This is a genomic window from Pseudomonas sp. WJP1, assembly GCF_028471945.1.
In the GTDB taxonomy this organism is placed as follows: domain Bacteria; phylum Pseudomonadota; class Gammaproteobacteria; order Pseudomonadales; family Pseudomonadaceae; genus Aquipseudomonas.
The window spans coordinates 5,573,133-5,589,224 of the sequence record NZ_CP110128.1 but is presented as its reverse complement, the minus strand read 5'-3'; the positions used below and the strand labels follow the sequence as shown (position 1 = coordinate 5,589,224).

The following is a 16,092-nucleotide window of genomic DNA, read 5'->3' as shown; positions in this document are numbered from 1 at the left end:
GACTTCTTCCTACGCAAGCCGGTAATTGACGCGGGGACTGGCCGACACCGGGGCGCTCCGTATAATGCGGGCATTGCCACTGGTATGGATTAACGGATTACATATGACTCAACAGCGCCCGATCGCGGTCTTGGGAGGCGGAAGTTTTGGTACCGCCGTGGCTAACCTGCTGGCTGAAAATGGTCATCAAGTCCTGCAATGGATGCGTGACCCCGAGCAGGCCGAGGCCATCCGGGTCAACCGCGAGAACCCGCGTTACCTCAAAGGCATCAAGATTTTGCCCGGCGTGACGCCAGTTACCGACCTGCTGGCCACCCTGGAGGCGTGCGACTTGAGTTTTGTCGCGCTGCCCTCCAGCGCGCTGCGCTCGGTACTGGCCCCGCACGCCGAACGTTTGAGCGGCAAAATGCTGGTGAGCCTGACCAAGGGTATCGAAGCCCACACCTTCAAGCTGATGAGCCAGATTCTCGAAGAGATCGCGCCGCTGGCACGCATCGGTGTGTTGTCGGGGCCGAACCTGGCCCGTGAAATCGCCGAACACGCGTTGACTGCCACGGTGGTCGCCAGCGAAGACGAGGCGCTCTGCCAGAATGTCCAGGAGGTGCTGCACGGCCGCACCTTCCGCGTGTATGCCAGCGCCGACCGTTTTGGCGTGGAGCTGGGCGGAGCGTTGAAAAACGTCTACGCGATCATTGCCGGCATGGCGGTGGCGATGGGCATGGGCGAAAACACCAAGAGCATGCTGATTACCCGGGCGTTGGCGGAAATGACGCGCTTCGCGGTGAATCAGGGCGCCAACCCGATGACCTTCCTGGGCCTTGCAGGCGTGGGTGACCTGATCGTGACCTGCTCGTCGGCAAAAAGCCGTAACTATCAGGTCGGTTTCGCCCTCGGCCAAGGCTTGAGCCTCGAAGAGGCGGTCAATCGCCTGGGCGAAGTCGCCGAGGGTGTGAACACGCTCAAGGTGCTCAAGGCCAAGTCTCAGGAGGTGGGCGTGTACATGCCGTTGGTCGCCGGGCTGCACGCAATTTTGTTCGAAGGGCGCACGCTTGAGCAGGTGATCGGGCTGTTGATGCGCGGCGAGCCGAAGACCGATGTCGACTTTATTTCCACCAGCGGCTTCAACTGAACCCTTATTTCACAGGAACGGAGCGAGACATGAGTGATCAAAAAGTAGAAGCCAGATACGAGTCCATTCTGCTTCGAGTGCTGTGGATGGTGGTGTTCCTGCTGGTCTGGCAGGTGGCGCAATTCATGCTTGGCGCGGTGGTGCTGGTGCAGTTGATCTATCGTTTGATCTATGGCGCCCCGAGCGCCAGCCTGATGAACTTCGGCGACAGTCTGAGCCAGTTCCTGGCACAGATCGGTCGTTTCGGCAGTTTCCACAGCGACCAGAAACCCTGGCCGTTCGCCGATTGGCCAACGCCGCGTACGCCGGAAGGTGAAGCGCCGCACGTCGTGGCGCCTGCACCGCATCCGGCCCGAGATGAGGAACCCAAGCTATGAAACTCTGGGTATTGCGTCATGGTGAAGCCGAGCCACACGGTTCCAAGCCCCACGATTCGGAGCGGGAGCTGACCGACAATGGACGTAAGGAAGTGCTGCTCGCGGCCGCCAATCTGGCTGGCCAGCCGCTAACAGCGATATACGCCAGCCCCTACATGCGAGCGCAGCAAACCGCACACCTGGTGAAAGAGGCGTTGGGTTTCGAACCGGAAATCCGCACGGTTGAGTGGCTGACCCCGGATTTCGATCCCGATCGAGTCACCGATCAACTGAAGTCGGTGACCAACGTGCTGCTGGTTTCCCATAATCCGCTGGTGGGGAACCTGCTCAGCTATCTGCAACATGGCGCCGGGCATCCGCCCGAAAGAGTCAGCACCGCTGGCTTGGCGGAGCTTGAAAGCAATGAACTGCTGATCGGCGCGATGAAGCTCAACAGCATCAAGCACCCGTAACCGATCTGCTTGTTGATTTTGTAGGAGCGAGGCTTGCCCGCGAAGCTTTTGGCTGCCTTTAGGGCCTCTTCGCGGGCAAGCTTCGCTCCTACGGATCCTATCTCGTTTGAAAAATGGTAGGAAATAGCTAACCAAGCATTTGCTTGGTTGGCTACGCTTGCTCCAGACCCCCAAACAAAGGAGCGAGTCGCATGCCTGCCGCTTTTCGTTTGCCCCTGGACATTTTCTACGAACGCGAGGCCCGTCATCCCCGCCAGCGCTTTCTTGTCCAGCCCCTAGGCGGTGGTCATGTCGAGACCTTGACCTGGGAAGACGTCGGTCACCAGGCCCGCTGCGCGGCACACTGGCTGCGATCCCGGGAACTGCCCCAAGGCAGTCACATCGCCCTGATCTCGAAAAACTGCGCGCACTGGATCATTGCCGACCTGGCGATCTGGATGGCCGGGCATGTCTCGGTGCCGCTGTACCCCAACCTCACCGCCGAGTCGGTGGCCCAGGTGCTCGAGCACTCCGAGGCGGCGCTGGTATTCATTGGTAAACTCGATGACTGGCCTGGCATGTCCCGGGGGGTGAATCCCGACCTGCCGACCATCAGCCTGCCGCTGCATCCGCCCGGCACCTTCGATTTCAGCTGGGACGACCTACAGCGTAGCTCGCCGATCCAGGACGATCCCAAGCCCGCCGCCAATCAACTGGCGACCATCATCTACACGTCCGGCACCACCGGCATGCCCAAAGGGGTGATGCACAGCTTCGGCAATCTGGGGTTTGCCACCGCGCGCGGCACGCAGTTGTTTGGCCTGAATGACTCGGATCGCCTTTTGTCATATTTGCCGTTATGCCATGTTGCCGAACGTATGTTCGTCGAATTGGCATCGATTTATACCGGACAAACCGTGTTTTTTGCTGAAAGCCTCGACACCTTCCTCACCGATCTGCGCCGTGCCCGGCCAACGGCGCTGTTTGGCGTACCGCGCATCTGGACCAAATTCCAGATGGGGGTGTACAGCAAGATTCCGGAGAAGCGCCTGGATTTCCTCCTCGGATTGCCGATTATCGGCAAGCGGGTCGGGCACAAAGTCCTCGCCGGGTTGGGGCTCGATGCCTTGCGCGTTGCCTTGTCCGGTGCCGCGCCGGTGCCCCTGAGTCTGCTGCTGTGGTACCGCAAGCTCGGCTTGGACGTGCTGGAGGTCTATGGCATGACGGAAAGTTGCGGCTACTCGCACATTTGCCTGCCGGGACAGAACAAACCCGGCTGGATTGGCATGCCTTGCCCGGAGGTCGAAGTGCGCATCGACGAATCGGGCGAGGTGATGGTGCGCAGCGGTGCGACCATGCTCGGGTATTTCAAGGATCCGCAGAAAACCGCCGACACCCTCACCGAGGACGGCTTCCTGCGCACCGGCGACAAGGGCGAGGAAGATGCCGAAGGCAACCTGCGCCTGACCGGGCGCCTGAAGGAGATTTTCAAGACCAGCAAAGGCAAGTACGTCGCGCCGGCGCCGATCGAAAATCGCCTGGCGGTGCATTCGCGCATCGAGCAGGTGTGCGTGGTCGGTGATGGCTTGAGTGCGCCACTGGGTCTGTGCGTGCTGTCTACCGTCGGGCAGCAGGAGGCGCGGGCCGGTTTGCATTCAAGCCTGGAAAAACTGCTGGAAGAGGTCAACAACGCCCTCGACAAGCACGAACGCTTGCGGCGACTGGTGGTGGTCAAGGACAGTTGGGCGGTGGAAAACGGCTTTCTCACGCCAACCCTGAAGATCAAGCGCAACGTGATCGAAGCCACCTATGGCGCTCGCTTCGAAGAATGGAGCGAGCGCAGCGAAGCGGTGCTGTGGCAGGATTGAGCCATGAATAAAATCAACGAGGAAAACCTGCTATGAGTTTGTGGCGTACCCTTCCCAACATCGAACAGCTGAACGCGATTCAGAAAAACACCATCGGCGAACTGCTGGACATCCGTTTCGAAGCCTTCGATGAAGAGTCCCTGACGGCGAGCATGGTCATCGACCATCGCACTCACCAGCCTTATGGCTTGCTGCATGGCGGCGCTTCGGTGGTGCTGGCTGAATCCGTCGGTTCCATGGCCAGCTACCTGTGCATCGATGCCAGCAAATTTTACTGCGTGGGGCTGGAAATCAACGCCAACCACCTGCGCGGCTTGCGCAGCGGGCGAGTGACGGCGGTGGCCAAGCCGATTCACATCGGGCGTACCACCCATGTCTGGGATATCCGTTTGACCAGCGACGAAGGCAAGGCCAGTTGTGTTTCGCGGTTGACCATGGCCGTGGTGCCGCTGGGTGAGAATCCGCCGGCCCGTTGAGGTCCGCGTTCCTTTATTCGCATGGCCGGACTGTCATCATTCCTGTCAGTTACGGTCATTGCTCAAGAACGCGGTCTTGCGGACAATCGGGCTTTGTTTTCGTTGATGGATCGACCGGTATGTCGCAACAGATATTTTTCGCCCACGCCAATGGTTTTCCTTCGGGAACCTACGGCAAGTTGTTTGCGGCGCTGGCACCCGAATTTCAGGTGACGCATCTGGAGCAACATGCCCACGACCCGCGTTTCCCGGCGGACGACAACTGGTACAACCTGGTGGATGAACTGATCCACCACCTGCAGCAACAGGCGCAGCCGGTGTGGGGTGTCGGTCATTCCTTCGGTGGCGTACTGCATCTGCACGCGGCGTTGCGTTGCCCCGAGTTGTATCGCGGCGTGGTGATGCTCGATTCGCCGGTGCTGACGCGCACCGATCAATGGGTCATCCGCGCGGCCAAACGCCTGGGTTTCATCGACCGCCTGACCCCGGCCGGTCGCACCCTGGGTCGTCGTGAAGAATTCGCCGACCTCGAGAGCGCCCGCCGGTATTTCGCCGGCAAAAGCCTGTTTCGCAGCTTCGATCCGGAGTGTTTCGATGCCTACCTGCACCATGGTTTGCAGGAAGTCGGCGACAGGTTGCGCCTGCGTTTCGACCCGGCCACGGAAATCAGCATCTACCGGGGCGTACCGCACACCAGCCCTGGCCGCTTACGGCAGTTGAAAGTGCCGCTGGCGGTCGTGCGTGGGCACGAGAGCCGGGTGGTGATGCGCCATCACACCAGTTCGGTCGGGCGCATGCCCAATGGCGAGGCCCTGAGCATGCCTGGCGGGCACATGTTTCCTCTGGAACGTCCGCAGGAAACGGCGGTGCTGCTGAAAAACCTGTTCAACCGCTGGGACGGTCGCCAGCAACAGGATTGCGCATGAGCCAGGTCGTCGAAGAAGTGCGCCTGAGCCTGCCGCACATCGAGTTGGCGGCGCACTTGTTTGGCCCCGAAGACGGGTTGCCGGTGATCGCCCTGCATGGCTGGCTGGACAACGCCAACAGCTTCGCCCGCCTGGCACCCAAGCTCAAGGGCCTGCGCGTGATCGCCCTGGACATGGCCGGCCACGGGCATTCGGGGCACCGCCCGCCGGGCGCCGGTTACGCCATGTGGGACTACGCCCACGATGTGCTGCAAGTGGCAGAGCAGCTTGGGCTGAAGCGGTTTGCGTTGCTGGGGCACTCGATGGGCGCCATCGCATCGTTGATCATTGCCGGCTCGTTTCCTCAGCGTGTCACTCACCTGGCATTGATTGACGGTGTCATTCCGCCCACGGACAAAGGCGAAAACGCTGCCGAACGCATGGGCATGGCCCTGCAGGCGCAACTGGACCTGCGGGAAAAGCGCAAACCGGTCTACAGCACCCAGGACCGCGCCATCGAAGCGCGCATGAAAGGCCTGGTGGCGGTCAGTCGCGAAGCCGCCGAACTGCTGGCCCAACGTGGCTTGATGCCGGTGCCGGGCGGCTACACCTGGCGCACCGACAATCGCCTCACGCTGCCATCGCCGCTGCGCCTGACCACCGAACAGGCAATGGCCTTCGTCCAGCGGGTCGCTTGCCCGGTGAAACTGGTGGTCGCCGCCGACGGCATGCTCGCCAAACATCCGGAGTTGCTGGAGCGTCTACCCTTTAGCCTTGAACAGCTGCCCGGCGGCCATCATTTGCACCTGAATGACGAACCCGGTGCCGACCTTGTCGCAGACTGTTTCAATCGGTTCTTCGCCATTCCTTGACTTGCGCCGGGCAACTGTCGAGGCTGGGTGGGTTGAAAAGGGAGACAACCATGACAGACCTCTACACCGCTACGACCCCGAATGGCCACAAGGTCATGCCGATCTGATGAGTCTATCCATGCGCTCACTCAGTTTGCTGATGCTCTGTTGTTTCAGTCCTCTATCGTTAGCCGCCGATCTGCCTGGCAGTCAGGACTTGCCGATCGTGCCGCGCATGACCGATGCGCAGATCGTCGATTATCGCCCCTCGGCTGAGCTTGAGCGGATTTACCCACTCGGCTCGATCCGCAAGATCAGCGGTCAGCTGCGCTTTGACGGACAGGTCAGTGCCCGTGGGAACGTCACCTCAGTGACCTATGAATTGCCGGCGGAACATTCCGCAACCCAGGCCTTCACCGCCGCGCGCGAAGCGCTTCAGCAGCAGGATGCCCAGTTGCTGTTCTGGTGCCAGGCTCGAGATTGCGGCGAAAGCAGCCTGTGGGCCAACGAAGTGTTCGGTAACGCCAAGCTCTATGGCGCCGATAATGAGCAGGCGTACCTGCTGCTGCGCCTGGCCGCCCCTCAGGACAATACGCTGGTGGCGCTCTACAGCATCACCCGTGGCAATCGCAAAGCCTATCTGCACGTCGAACAATTCGACGCCATCGCCCCGCTGGGGGATTTGCTGCCGACGTCCGCGACTTTGCTGCGCGAGCTCAAGAGTACCGGTGAACTCGACTTCCCCAAACTGACGCAAGCACCCGATGACACCTGGCTGCGCCTGATCTCCCGGGGCTTGAACCTGGACACGACCTTGCGGGTCAGTGTGTCGGGGCCTAACGCCGAAGCCTGGCGTCAGTCGTTGATCGAACAGGGCGTACGCGCGGCACGGATGGAAACCGGTGGTGTCGAGGGCTCTGGCCTGCATATCAAACTGCTGCGATAGCGATATCCGGCGAACACGCGCGGCGTGTTCGCCTACTCTTTTTGCTGAATGATTTTTTCGAGACTGTGATGATCAATAACGATCGGCTGTTGGTGCAGATCCTGCTGCTGGTGCTGTTTGGCGCGAGCTTCTGGGTGATGGCACCGTTCTGGTCGGCCCTGTTCTGGGGCGCGGTGCTGGCCTTCGCCAGTTGGCCACTGATGCGCCTGCTGACCCGCTGGCTCAATGGCCGCGAGTCCCTGGCGGCAGCCCTGCTGACCGTGGGCTGGATGGTGCTGGTGGCGGCACCGCTGGTGTGGCTGGGGTTCAACCTGGCGGACCACGTGCGCGACGCCACGGCGTTCATCAAGGATGTACAGGTCGATGGCCTGCCTGAAGCACCGACCTGGCTGGGCGGCATTCCCCTGGTAGGCGAGCGGCTGGTGGTCATCTGGAACAGTGTCGATCAGCAGGGCGCGGCGATGATGGTGTCGCTCAAGCCTTATCTGGGGCAGGTCGGCAACTGGTTGCTGGCGCGTAGCGCGCAGATTGGCGGCGGCATCCTCGAGCTGACCCTGAGCATTGTCTTCGTGTTCTTTTTCTATCGCGATGGGCCACGGTTGGCGGCCTTTGTTCATGGTTTGCTGGAGCGGCTGATCGGTCAACGTGCCGGGTACTACATCGAGTTGGTGGCGGGCACGGTGCAACGGGTGGTGAACGGCGTGATCGGCACCGCCGCGGCCCAGGCGGTCCTGGCGCTGATCGGATTCCTGATTGCCGGCGTCCCCGGGGCACTGGTGCTCGGTATCGTGACCTTCCTGCTCAGCCTGATTCCCATGGGGCCGCCGCTGGTATGGATCCCGGCCACGGCCTGGTTGGCCTGGAAGGGTGAGTACGGCATGGCGGTGTTCCTCGGCATCTGGGGCATGTTCATCATCAGTGGCGTGGACAACGTGCTCAAACCCTACCTGATCAGCCGGGGCGGGAATTTGCCGCTGGTGATTGTGTTGCTTGGGGTGTTTGGCGGATTGATCGCGTTCGGATTCATTGGCCTGTTTATCGGGCCGACTTTGCTGGCCGTGGCTTACAGCCTGTTGACCGACTGGAGCAAGAGCCAGTCCCGGGTCGATGACCGTCGCTGAGTTCAACCTGTAGGAGCGGGCTTGCCCGCCTGACAATCTGTCTTCTACGATGCGGCGACCCGACAAGCCAGCTCCTGCAAGGATCGGGAAACGCCTGATCAGGTCGCCACGTTCAGGTACTTGCCGACACTGGCCGCTTTGTCGAGCGAGTACTGCTTGCTCAGGTTGGCGATCATTTTCTCCAGGGCTTCGCGTGTGGTCGATTGAGCCGTGGCGCCTACGTTGCCGACACTGTCGGTGCCGGAGCTGCTGGATACCGCTTCGCCGGACTGTTGCGGTGGCGGTGGCGGTGCGAAGCTGGCGGCCAATTCATCCTTGCTGACGGTACCGTCCTGGTTCTTGTCCAGCGCCGAGAAGATTGCCGTGCTGTCGGCGGTACTGCCAATGCCGCTCAGGCCGCTGGCAAGTTCGTCGCTGCTGAGAGTGCCATCACCGTCCGAATCCAGCGCGCTGATCAGTGTGTCAGCAAGTTCGGAGTCCGCAGCCTGGTCCCGTGGTGGCGGTGGCGGGGGAGCCATCGCGGCCATTTCTTCGCTGCTGAGGCTGCCGCTGGCGTCACTGTCGAGGTCAGCGAAGTTCTCGCTCAGGCTGACCAGTAATCCGTCATCGGTTTTTTGCGACAGGGCACTGTTGAGTTCGTCCTGATCCACCGCGCCGTCGCTGTTCGCATCGAGTTTGCTGAGCAGATCTTTCTGGAACTGTTGCGAACGGGCATTACTGGTCGTGGTGCTCGTGCTGCCGATGTAGCTTGTGTAGTTGCTGACACTACCAATCATTGGGCTCACTCCCTGGAATGGAAAACCGGTGGGTGTACCGGCTTATGCAGCCTCGGGGGGCAAGTTGTCGTGGGTGTGTGGAGTTTGTACCCAGTGTCACACAGGCGGCTATTTTTGAAGGTGCTGCGTCATGGCGAGCCCGTGCACGCATTCAAGGTCTGGGCAAGCGGATGATCGCCGTCAGCCCACCACCGGGCGTCTGTTCCAGGCTTAGCTGCCCGCCCAGCCGTTGCGCCGCTTCGCGAGCAATGGTCATGCCCAGACCGACGCCGCCGGAGTTGCGATTGCGTGAGCCCTCCAATCGAAAGAACGGTTCGAACACCGCTTCGCGTTTATCCGCCGCGATCCCCGGACCGTGGTCGATGACCCGGATCACCAATTGTTCGCGATTGTCCTCGAGGGTGATCAGCGCATTCCCGGCATAACGCAAGGCATTGTCCAGCAGGTTGTTGATACAGGAGCGCAACGCCATCGGCTGGACTTGCAGCGGCGCGCAATGACCGCTGGCCTGGACGTCGGCACCCTGGTCCTGGGCGTTTTCGCTCAGGGATTCGACCAGCGCCTGCACATCCATCCACTGTGAAGCCTCGCTGGTGCGCTGTTCGTGCAGGTAGCCGAGGGTCGCATCGAGCATGCTGATCATGTCGTCCAGGTCCTGGCGCATCTGCCCTTGCAGCTTGTCGTCGTCGATCTGTTCCAGGCGCAGTTTGAGGCGCGACAGGGGCGTGCGCAGGTCGTGGGACACGGCGCCGAGCATGCGCGAGCGCTGCTTTACCTGCTCGATGATGCGTTGCTGCATCTTGTTGAACGTATGCGCCGCTTGCCGCGCTTCCCGCGGGCCGGACTCCTCCAACGGCACACTGTCGAGGTTTTCACTCAGGCGCTCGGCCGCATCGCTCAGGCGCTGGATCGGTCGGCTGAGCAATTTGGCGCCGTACCAGGCGGCAATGATCAGCGAGATCAGTTGAAACGTCAGCGGCACCAGCGGTCCACCGAACCAAGGCCTTGGAGGGCGATTGGCCAGGCGCGGGTCCATCGGTGGGCGTTGACCCTCCAGCTCTTCGGAAAACGCCGGTGGCGCAGGGGGAGGGGGCGGCGGGCCGTAATAGTGAAACCAGGCAAATGCCAGCAGGTGCGCCAGGATAATCGCGATCAGCAGGACGCCAAACAGGCGGCCGAACAACGTATCGAAGCGAGCCCGCATCAGCCGATGTCCCGGGCGTCGAACAGGTAACCCTCGCCCCGGACGGTTTTGATCAGTTGCGGGGCCTTGGGGTCGTCACCGAGTTTCTGCCGCAGGCGCGACACCAGCAGGTCAATGCTGCGATCGAAGGCTTCGATCGAACGGCCGCGAGCCGCATCCAGCAGTTGCTCGCGGCTCAGGACCCGGCGCGGACGTTCAATGAACACCCACAGCAGGCGAAACTCGGCATTCGACAGCGGCACCACCAGGCCATCGGCTGCAATCAATTGGCGCAGCACGCTGTTCAGGCGCCAATTGTCGAAGCGGATGTTCGCCCGTTGTTCGCTGCGGTCGTCCCGCACCCGGCGCAGGATGGTCTGGATGCGCGCGACCAGCTCGCGGGGCTCGAACGGCTTGGCCATGTAGTCGTCGGCGCCGAGCTCAAGGCCGATGATCCGGTCGGTGGGTTCGCAGCGAGCCGTGAGCATCAGGATCGGAATATCCGATTCGCCGCGCAACCAGCGGCACAGCGACAGGCCGTCTTCGCCGGGCAGCATCAGGTCGAGCACCACCACGTCGAAATGCTCCGCCTGCATCGCCAGGCGCATGGCGGCGCCATCGGTGACACCGCTGGCATGGATGTTGAAGCGGGCCAGGTAGTCGATCATCAGCTCGCGGATCGGCACGTCATCGTCGACGATCAGTGCGCGAATGCTCCAGCGTTTCTCATCGCCGGGCGCTTTTTGATCGTCGTTCACGGGGGCTGGAGTGTTGTACATGCGTGCGTTCATCTGCCAGGTAGGCTGCCAACCACAAAGATAGGCCGCGAGGTTGTGGTTCCAGCATAGGCGTCCTGCCCGGAGGCGGGAAGCGCTGAGGTAAGGACGTATTGCGGTTGCCGAGGGTAGCGGGCAAGGATGTTGAGTGCGTGTCGTGACTGTACCGAACTCGACACAATTGCCGCAAAGGCTAGTCTTGCCTGAGCGTTCTCGACGATTTACCGATCATCGGGTCCCGCAGGGCCATTGGTTCCGCTACAATGCGCGCCGATTTCGACTTGCCTGAGAGCCCACTCATGTCCGCCTGCCAGACTCCTATCATCGTCGCCCTGGATTTCCCTACCCGTGACGCCGCACTGAAGCTGGCCGACCAGTTGGACCCGAAACTGTGCCGGGTCAAAGTCGGTAAAGAACTGTTCACCAGCTGCGCTTCGGAAATCGTCGGCACCCTGCGTGACAAGGGTTTCGAAGTGTTCCTGGACCTCAAGTTCCATGACATCCCCAACACCACCGCCATGGCCGTCAAGGCCGCGGCGGAAATGGGCGTGTGGATGGTCAACGTCCACTGCTCCGGTGGCCTGCGCATGATGGCTGCCTGCCGCGAAGTGCTGGACCAGCGCACCGGCCCGAAACCGCTGCTGATCGGTGTGACGGTGTTGACCAGCATGGAGCGTGAGGATCTGGCCGGTATCGGTCTGGACATCGAGCCGCAGGAGCAGGTGCTGCGCTTGGCCGCACTGGCGGAAAAAGCCGGGATGGATGGCCTGGTGTGCTCGGCCCTGGAAGCCCAGGCGCTGAAAGCGGCGCACCCGTCGCTGCAACTGGTGACCCCGGGGATTCGTCCGGCGGGCAGCGCCCAGGACGACCAGCGCCGCATCCTGACTCCACGCCAGGCGCTGGATGCAGGCTCCGATTACCTGGTGATCGGCCGTCCGATCAGCCAGGCGGCGGATCCGGCCAAGGCGCTGGCCTCGGTGGTCGCCGAACTGGCGTAAGCACCGCTAAACCTGTAGGAGTGAGCCTGCTCGCGATGAGGGCGTGTCAGTCGACATTAATGTTGTCTGATACACCGCTATCGCGAGCAGGCTCACTCCTACATAGTTACTTCAAACCTTTAGAACCAACTTGCCGAAATTCTCCCCGCTGAACAACTTCATCAGCGTCTCCGGGAAGGTCTCCAGCCCCTCCACGATGTCTTCCTTGCTCTTGAGCTGCCCCTTGGCCATCCAGCCGGCCATTTCCTGTCCGGCGGCGGCGAACTGCGCGGCGTAGTCCATCACCACAAAACCTTCCATGCGTGCGCGGTTGACCAGCAGTGACAGGTAGTTGGCCGGGCCCTTGACCGCTTCCTTGTTGTTGTACTGGCTGATGGCGCCACAGATCACCACCCGGGCTTTCAGGTTCAAGCGGCTCAATACCGCGTCGAGGATGTCGCCACCGACGTTATCGAAGTACACGTCGACGCCTTTGGGGCATTCGCGCTTGAGGCCTGCAACGACATCTTCGTTCTTGTAGTCGATGACGCCGTCAAAACCCAGCTCGTCGATGAGGAACCTGCACTTGTCCGCACCGCCAGCAATGCCGACTACCCGACATCCCTTGATCTTGGCAATCTGCCCGGCAATGCTGCCCACCGCACCGGCAGCGCCTGACAACACGACGGTATCGCCGGCCTTGGGCGCACCCACGTCGAGCAACGCGAAGTAAGCGGTCATGCCGGTCATGCCCAGCGCGGACAGATAGCGCGGCAGCGGCGCCAGTTTCGGATCGACCTTGTAGAACCCGCGCGGCTCACCCAGGAAATAATCCTGCACCCCGAGGGCGCCGTTGACGTAATCGCCGACCGCGAACCCCGGGTTGTTCGAAGCCACGACCTTGCCCACGCCCAACGCGCGCATCACTTCGCCAAGACCGACCGGCGGGATGTAGGACTTGCCTTCGTTCATCCAGCCGCGCATGGCCGGGTCCAGGGACAGGTATTCGTTCTTGACCAGGATCTGGCCTGCAGCCGGTTCGCCGACCGGTACTTCCTGGTAGGTGAAGGTTTCCCGGGTCGCGGCACCCACTGGGCGTTTGGCGAGCAGAAATTGGCGATTGGTCTGGGACGTCATGGCAGGCACTCAGGATGAATGAAACCTTGTTGATAGACCCTCAAGGTCGATGTCGCAAGTTCGGCTGATGCGGCGAATACGGACTGATCCAGTGCAGTGATAGTTGGTACGGTAGTTCCATCACTGCCGCTCATGGGGGCTCAACCGGCCTTTTGATAGTGCTGCCGGGCCAGGGAGGCTGTGGCTATGCTGGGGAACACGCGATCCCCGCAAACTTATCTTCGAGGACAGAACAATGAGCATGACGTTTTCCGGCCAGGTGGCAGTGGTAACAGGCGCGGCAGCCGGCATTGGCCGGGCCACTGCCCAGGCGTTTGCCGCCGAAGGCTTGAAGGTGGTGGTAGCCGACATGGACACCGCGGGCGGCGAGGGCACGGTCGCGCTGATCCGTACGGCAGGTGGCGAAGCGACCTTCGTGCGTTGCAACGTGACGCTGGAAAGCGATGTAAAGAATCTGATGGACGAAGTGGTCAATACCTACGGCCGTCTCGACTATGCCTTCAACAATGCCGGTATCGAGATCGAGAAAGGCAAGCTGGCCGAGGGTACGGTCGACGAGTTTGACGCGATCATGGGCGTCAACGTCAAGGGGGTCTGGCTGTGCATGAAGTACCAACTGCCTTTGCTGCTGGCCCAGGGCGGTGGTGCAATCGTCAACACCGCGTCAGTGGCCGGCCTTGGGGCTGCGCCGAAGATGAGCATCTACGCGGCGTCCAAGCACGCCGTCATCGGCCTGACCAAATCGGCCGCGATTGAATACGCCAAGAAAAAAATCCGCGTCAATGCCGTGTGCCCGGCGGTGATCGACACCGACATGTTCCGCCGTGCTTATGAAGCAGATCCGAAGAAGGGCGAGTTCGCCAATGCGATGCACCCGGTCGGCCGCATCGGCAAGGTCGAGGAAATCGCCAGCGCGGTGCTGTACCTGTGCAGCGATGGCGCGGCGTTCACCACGGGGCATTCATTGGCCGTGGATGGCGGAGTTACCGCGTTTTGATAGCGGATCGACCTCCAGCGTTCTGAAAGCGACGTTGACGTAGCTTTTTGCCATTATTCGGGCGCCAGAGTCTTGTGTTGATACAGGGCCGGCGCGACTCTGCCGTTACTGATAATGGCGGGGGACTGAGTGCAATGAATTCGGCCGTGCAAGGACGTTTTGCCAACCTCGGTATGGCAAAAAAACTGGGTGTGGGGTTTGCGCTGGTGCTGTTGCTGACGGCCCTGGTGGCGGCGATCGGCGTATGGTCGCTGCAAACCATCAGCCAGCGCTTCGACGGGCTCAAGCAGATGTCTTCGCTCAACAGCGGTTTGCTCAAGGTGCGACTGCTGGAGCAGGAATATGCCTTGCACGGCAGCCCGAAAACCGTCGATGCCCTGCACGCAGGCGTTGATGGCCTGATCGACCTGGCAAACCAGCTCAAGTCAGCATCGGCGACCAACGTACCGGTCATGAATGATGTCGAGCAGTCCCTGGGGGCTTACCGCAAGGCGTTTGACGAGTTTGTCTCGCTCAGCCAGGCCAAGGACCTGGCGCTGGAAATGGCCAGTTGGTCGGTGTCCAGCGTGGCCAACAACCTCGACATCCTGCAAGCCGGGCTGGCCGATGACGGCGCTTACACCTTGAAGGAAACCGAAGGCAAGGACGGGGCGGCATTCATCGAGCAAGCCAGTCAGGTCAGCCAGGTTTCGCGGTTGATGCTGCAAGCCATGAACGAAGCGCGCGTGCGCCTGGACCAAAGCCGCAAGGGCGACGACAGCGCCGGGCAGGGCAAGATCGAGCAGGCCAGCCAGGCGCTGGCCCAGGCTGAGCAACTCAAGACCACGGTCAAGGATGAGGGCTACCAGACGGTCCTCAATGAAGTCACCGGCCATATCGCCAGTTTCAGCGACAAGCTCGCTGAATACACCGGCCTGCTGGAACAGGAAAAAACCGTCTACCAGCAATTGCATCAACGCGCTGCCCAGGTGGTGGAACGGGTGGACCAGGCCTATGTCGCCGAAGACCAGTCGATGCAGGCGCAACTGAAAAACAACTCGCTGCTGATACTCGGCTCTTCCGTGTTGGCCTTGCTGGTCGGCTTGATTGCGGCCTGGGTGATTACCCGCTTGATCGTGGCGCCGCTGCGCACTGTGATTAAGGTGGCGCAGCAGATCGCTGCAGGGGACCTGAGTGCGAAGGTCGAGGTGACCCGTCGTGACGAGATCGGTCAGTTGATGCAGGCCATGCAACAGATGGGCGCAGGGCTGAGCCAGATCGTCAGCGGCTTGCAGGCGGGCATCGAGCAGTTGGCCACTTCAGCGCAATCCTTGTCAGCCGTGACCGAACAGACCAACCTCGAAGTCAGCAGCCAGAAAGAAGAAACCGAGCAGGTGGCGACGGCCATGAACCAGATGACCGCCACCGTGCACGACGTCGCGCGTAATGCGGAGGAGGCCGCCCTGGCGGCGCAAACGGCCGATGGCAAGGTTGAAAGCGGGCAACAGGTGGTGCGCCAGAGCATGGTGCGGATCGAGCAACTGGCGGATTCCGCCACGTCGGCCAGTTCAAGCATCGAAAGCCTGAGCGCGGAAATCCAGAACATCGGCACGGTGCTCGGCGTTATCAAGAGCGTGGCGGAACAGACCAACCTGTTGGCCCTGAACGCGGCCATCGAAGCGGCCCGGGCCGGCGAGCAGGGCAGGGGGTTTGCGGTGGTGGCCGATGAAGTGCGGGCCCTGGCCAGGCGCACCCAGCAATCGACCGAAGAGATCGAACGACTGGTCAGCGCCTTGCGCGCGGCGGCGCAGGCGTCGGTGCAGCAGATACAAGGCAGTGGCGAGTTGGTGAAACTGGCGGTCAGTGATGCGCTGCAGACCGAGAGTGCGCTGGGCAGTATTGCTGCGGCCGTGTCCTTGATTCAGCAGATGAACCAGCAGATCGCCGCGGCTGCCGAAGAGCAGAGTTCGGTGGCCGAGGAAATCAATCGCAGCGTCACGAGCATTCGTGCGAGTGCGGACCAGTCTTCGCTGGCGATGCAGGGCAATGCGGCGTCGAGTATCGAGCTGGCGCAGTTGGGGGTTGAGTTGAAGGGGATGGTGGGGCATTTCCGGCTTTAATAGCTCTCCCTGATCCCATAGGGCAAAAAAAAGCCACCTGACC

16 protein-coding genes and 1 pseudogene are annotated in these 16,092 nt (G+C 61.5%); 13 read left to right on the top strand and 4 right to left on the bottom strand.

Features of this window, described 5'->3' with window-relative positions:
* Positions 1-103 precede the first annotated feature (103 nt).
* From OH720_RS25060 to OH720_RS25020, 9 genes are all read left to right on the top strand, one after another.
* Positions 104-1,129 (top strand): NAD(P)H-dependent glycerol-3-phosphate dehydrogenase, encoded by a 1,026-nt coding sequence (locus OH720_RS25060; RefSeq protein WP_272603301.1) that lies wholly within the window; start codon positions 104-106, stop codon positions 1,127-1,129.
* A gap of 29 nt (positions 1,130-1,158) precedes the next feature.
* Positions 1,159-1,506 carry a DUF4389 domain-containing protein gene (locus OH720_RS25055; protein ID WP_008062869.1) on the top strand — a complete coding sequence of 116 codons (348 nt, stop codon included), beginning with the start codon at positions 1,159-1,161 and terminating at the stop codon, positions 1,504-1,506.
* A complete protein-coding gene (sixA, locus tag OH720_RS25050; RefSeq protein ID WP_272603300.1) occupies positions 1,503-1,958 on the top strand; it encodes a phosphohistidine phosphatase SixA in 456 nt (151 codons plus the stop codon). Before OH720_RS25055 ends, sixA begins: the two co-directional genes overlap by 4 nt.
* A gap of 191 nt (positions 1,959-2,149) precedes the next feature.
* The gene (locus tag OH720_RS25045; RefSeq protein ID WP_272603299.1) at positions 2,150-3,805 is read left to right on the top strand and encodes an AMP-binding protein; all 1,656 of its coding nucleotides are present in this window, start codon (positions 2,150-2,152) and stop codon (positions 3,803-3,805) included.
* A gap of 32 nt (positions 3,806-3,837) precedes the next feature.
* The gene (locus OH720_RS25040) at positions 3,838-4,281 is read left to right on the top strand and encodes a hotdog fold thioesterase (RefSeq protein ID WP_272603298.1); all 444 of its coding nucleotides are present in this window, start codon (positions 3,838-3,840) and stop codon (positions 4,279-4,281) included.
* 119 nt (positions 4,282-4,400) lie between these two features.
* Positions 4,401-5,207 carry an alpha/beta fold hydrolase gene (locus OH720_RS25035; RefSeq protein ID WP_180202720.1) on the top strand — a complete coding sequence of 269 codons (807 nt, stop codon included), beginning with the start codon at positions 4,401-4,403 and terminating at the stop codon, positions 5,205-5,207.
* Entirely contained in the window at positions 5,204-6,058 is an 855-nt protein-coding gene (locus tag OH720_RS25030) for an alpha/beta hydrolase (protein WP_272603297.1), read from the top strand. Before OH720_RS25035 ends, OH720_RS25030 begins: the two co-directional genes overlap by 4 nt.
* A 118-nt stretch (positions 6,059-6,176) precedes the next feature.
* Positions 6,177-6,983 carry a DUF4892 domain-containing protein gene (locus OH720_RS25025; protein ID WP_272603296.1) on the top strand — a complete coding sequence of 269 codons (807 nt, stop codon included), beginning with the start codon at positions 6,177-6,179 and terminating at the stop codon, positions 6,981-6,983.
* A gap of 68 nt (positions 6,984-7,051) precedes the next feature.
* A complete protein-coding gene (locus OH720_RS25020; protein ID WP_008062887.1) occupies positions 7,052-8,104 on the top strand; it encodes an AI-2E family transporter in 1,053 nt (350 codons plus the stop codon).
* A gap of 98 nt (positions 8,105-8,202) precedes the next feature.
* On the opposite strand, the gene xopAW is transcribed toward OH720_RS25020, so the two are convergent.
* The 3 genes from xopAW to OH720_RS25005 all read right to left on the bottom strand — a co-directional run bounded on the left by xopAW (position 8,203) and on the right by OH720_RS25005 (position 10,842).
* Positions 8,203-8,880, bottom strand: a complete 678-nt coding sequence (xopAW, locus tag OH720_RS25015; RefSeq protein WP_272603295.1) for an EF-hand domain-containing protein — start codon at positions 8,878-8,880, stop codon at positions 8,203-8,205.
* A gap of 151 nt (positions 8,881-9,031) precedes the next feature.
* On the bottom strand, positions 9,032-10,084 hold the full coding sequence (locus OH720_RS25010) for a sensor histidine kinase (RefSeq protein WP_272603294.1): 1,053 nt from the start codon (positions 10,082-10,084) through the stop codon (positions 9,032-9,034).
* A complete protein-coding gene (locus OH720_RS25005) occupies positions 10,084-10,842 on the bottom strand; it encodes a response regulator (protein WP_032831861.1) in 759 nt (252 codons plus the stop codon). The genes OH720_RS25010 and OH720_RS25005 overlap by 1 nt, the downstream gene beginning before the upstream one ends.
* A gap of 296 nt (positions 10,843-11,138) precedes the next feature.
* Here OH720_RS25005 and pyrF point away from each other — a divergent pair, with 296 nt between their 5' ends.
* Positions 11,139-11,837 (top strand): orotidine-5'-phosphate decarboxylase, encoded by a 699-nt coding sequence (pyrF, locus tag OH720_RS25000; protein ID WP_008016546.1) that lies wholly within the window; start codon positions 11,139-11,141, stop codon positions 11,835-11,837.
* A 111-nt stretch (positions 11,838-11,948) separates the two neighbouring features.
* Here the strand turns inward: pyrF and OH720_RS24995 are convergent, their stop codons facing one another.
* Positions 11,949-12,953, bottom strand: a complete 1,005-nt coding sequence (locus tag OH720_RS24995; RefSeq protein ID WP_180202714.1) for an NADP-dependent oxidoreductase — start codon at positions 12,951-12,953, stop codon at positions 11,949-11,951.
* 235 nt (positions 12,954-13,188) lie between these two features.
* On the opposite strand from OH720_RS24995, the gene OH720_RS24990 reads away from it, so the two are divergent.
* The 3 genes and pseudogenes from OH720_RS24990 to OH720_RS31920 all read left to right on the top strand — a co-directional run bounded on the left by OH720_RS24990 (position 13,189) and on the right by OH720_RS31920 (position 16,049).
* The gene (locus tag OH720_RS24990; protein ID WP_008062892.1) at positions 13,189-13,950 is read left to right on the top strand and encodes an SDR family oxidoreductase; all 762 of its coding nucleotides are present in this window, start codon (positions 13,189-13,191) and stop codon (positions 13,948-13,950) included.
* Positions 13,951-14,084: 134 nt separating this feature from the next.
* Positions 14,085-15,143: pseudogene (locus tag OH720_RS31925) on the top strand (HAMP domain-containing protein); the annotation flags it as partial.
* Between the two features lie 24 nt (positions 15,144-15,167).
* Positions 15,168-16,049 (top strand): methyl-accepting chemotaxis protein, encoded by an 882-nt coding sequence (locus tag OH720_RS31920; RefSeq protein WP_442967322.1) that lies wholly within the window; start codon positions 15,168-15,170, stop codon positions 16,047-16,049.
* The last annotated feature ends 43 nt before the right edge of the window (positions 16,050-16,092 follow it).

Coding starts and splice junctions, on each gene's coding strand:
- OH720_RS25060 (WP_272603301.1), top strand. CDS start 104: ATGACTCAACAGCGCCCGATCGCGGTCTTGGGAGGCGGAAGTTTTGGT.
- OH720_RS25055 (WP_008062869.1), top strand. CDS start 1,159: ATGAGTGATCAAAAAGTAGAAGCCAGATACGAGTCCATTCTGCTTCGA.
- sixA (WP_272603300.1), top strand. CDS start 1,503: ATGAAACTCTGGGTATTGCGTCATGGTGAAGCCGAGCCACACGGTTCC.
- OH720_RS25045 (WP_272603299.1), top strand. CDS start 2,150: ATGCCTGCCGCTTTTCGTTTGCCCCTGGACATTTTCTACGAACGCGAG.
- OH720_RS25040 (WP_272603298.1), top strand. CDS start 3,838: ATGAGTTTGTGGCGTACCCTTCCCAACATCGAACAGCTGAACGCGATT.
- OH720_RS25035 (WP_180202720.1), top strand. CDS start 4,401: ATGTCGCAACAGATATTTTTCGCCCACGCCAATGGTTTTCCTTCGGGA.
- OH720_RS25030 (WP_272603297.1), top strand. CDS start 5,204: ATGAGCCAGGTCGTCGAAGAAGTGCGCCTGAGCCTGCCGCACATCGAG.
- OH720_RS25025 (WP_272603296.1), top strand. CDS start 6,177: ATGCGCTCACTCAGTTTGCTGATGCTCTGTTGTTTCAGTCCTCTATCG.
- OH720_RS25020 (WP_008062887.1), top strand. CDS start 7,052: ATGATCAATAACGATCGGCTGTTGGTGCAGATCCTGCTGCTGGTGCTG.
- xopAW (WP_272603295.1), bottom strand. CDS start 8,880: ATGATTGGTAGTGTCAGCAACTACACAAGCTACATCGGCAGCACGAGC.
- OH720_RS25010 (WP_272603294.1), bottom strand. CDS start 10,084: ATGCGGGCTCGCTTCGATACGTTGTTCGGCCGCCTGTTTGGCGTCCTG.
- OH720_RS25005 (WP_032831861.1), bottom strand. CDS start 10,842: ATGTACAACACTCCAGCCCCCGTGAACGACGATCAAAAAGCGCCCGGC.
- pyrF (WP_008016546.1), top strand. CDS start 11,139: ATGTCCGCCTGCCAGACTCCTATCATCGTCGCCCTGGATTTCCCTACC.
- OH720_RS24995 (WP_180202714.1), bottom strand. CDS start 12,953: ATGACGTCCCAGACCAATCGCCAATTTCTGCTCGCCAAACGCCCAGTG.
- OH720_RS24990 (WP_008062892.1), top strand. CDS start 13,189: ATGAGCATGACGTTTTCCGGCCAGGTGGCAGTGGTAACAGGCGCGGCA.
- OH720_RS31920 (WP_442967322.1), top strand. CDS start 15,168: ATGCAGGCCATGCAACAGATGGGCGCAGGGCTGAGCCAGATCGTCAGC.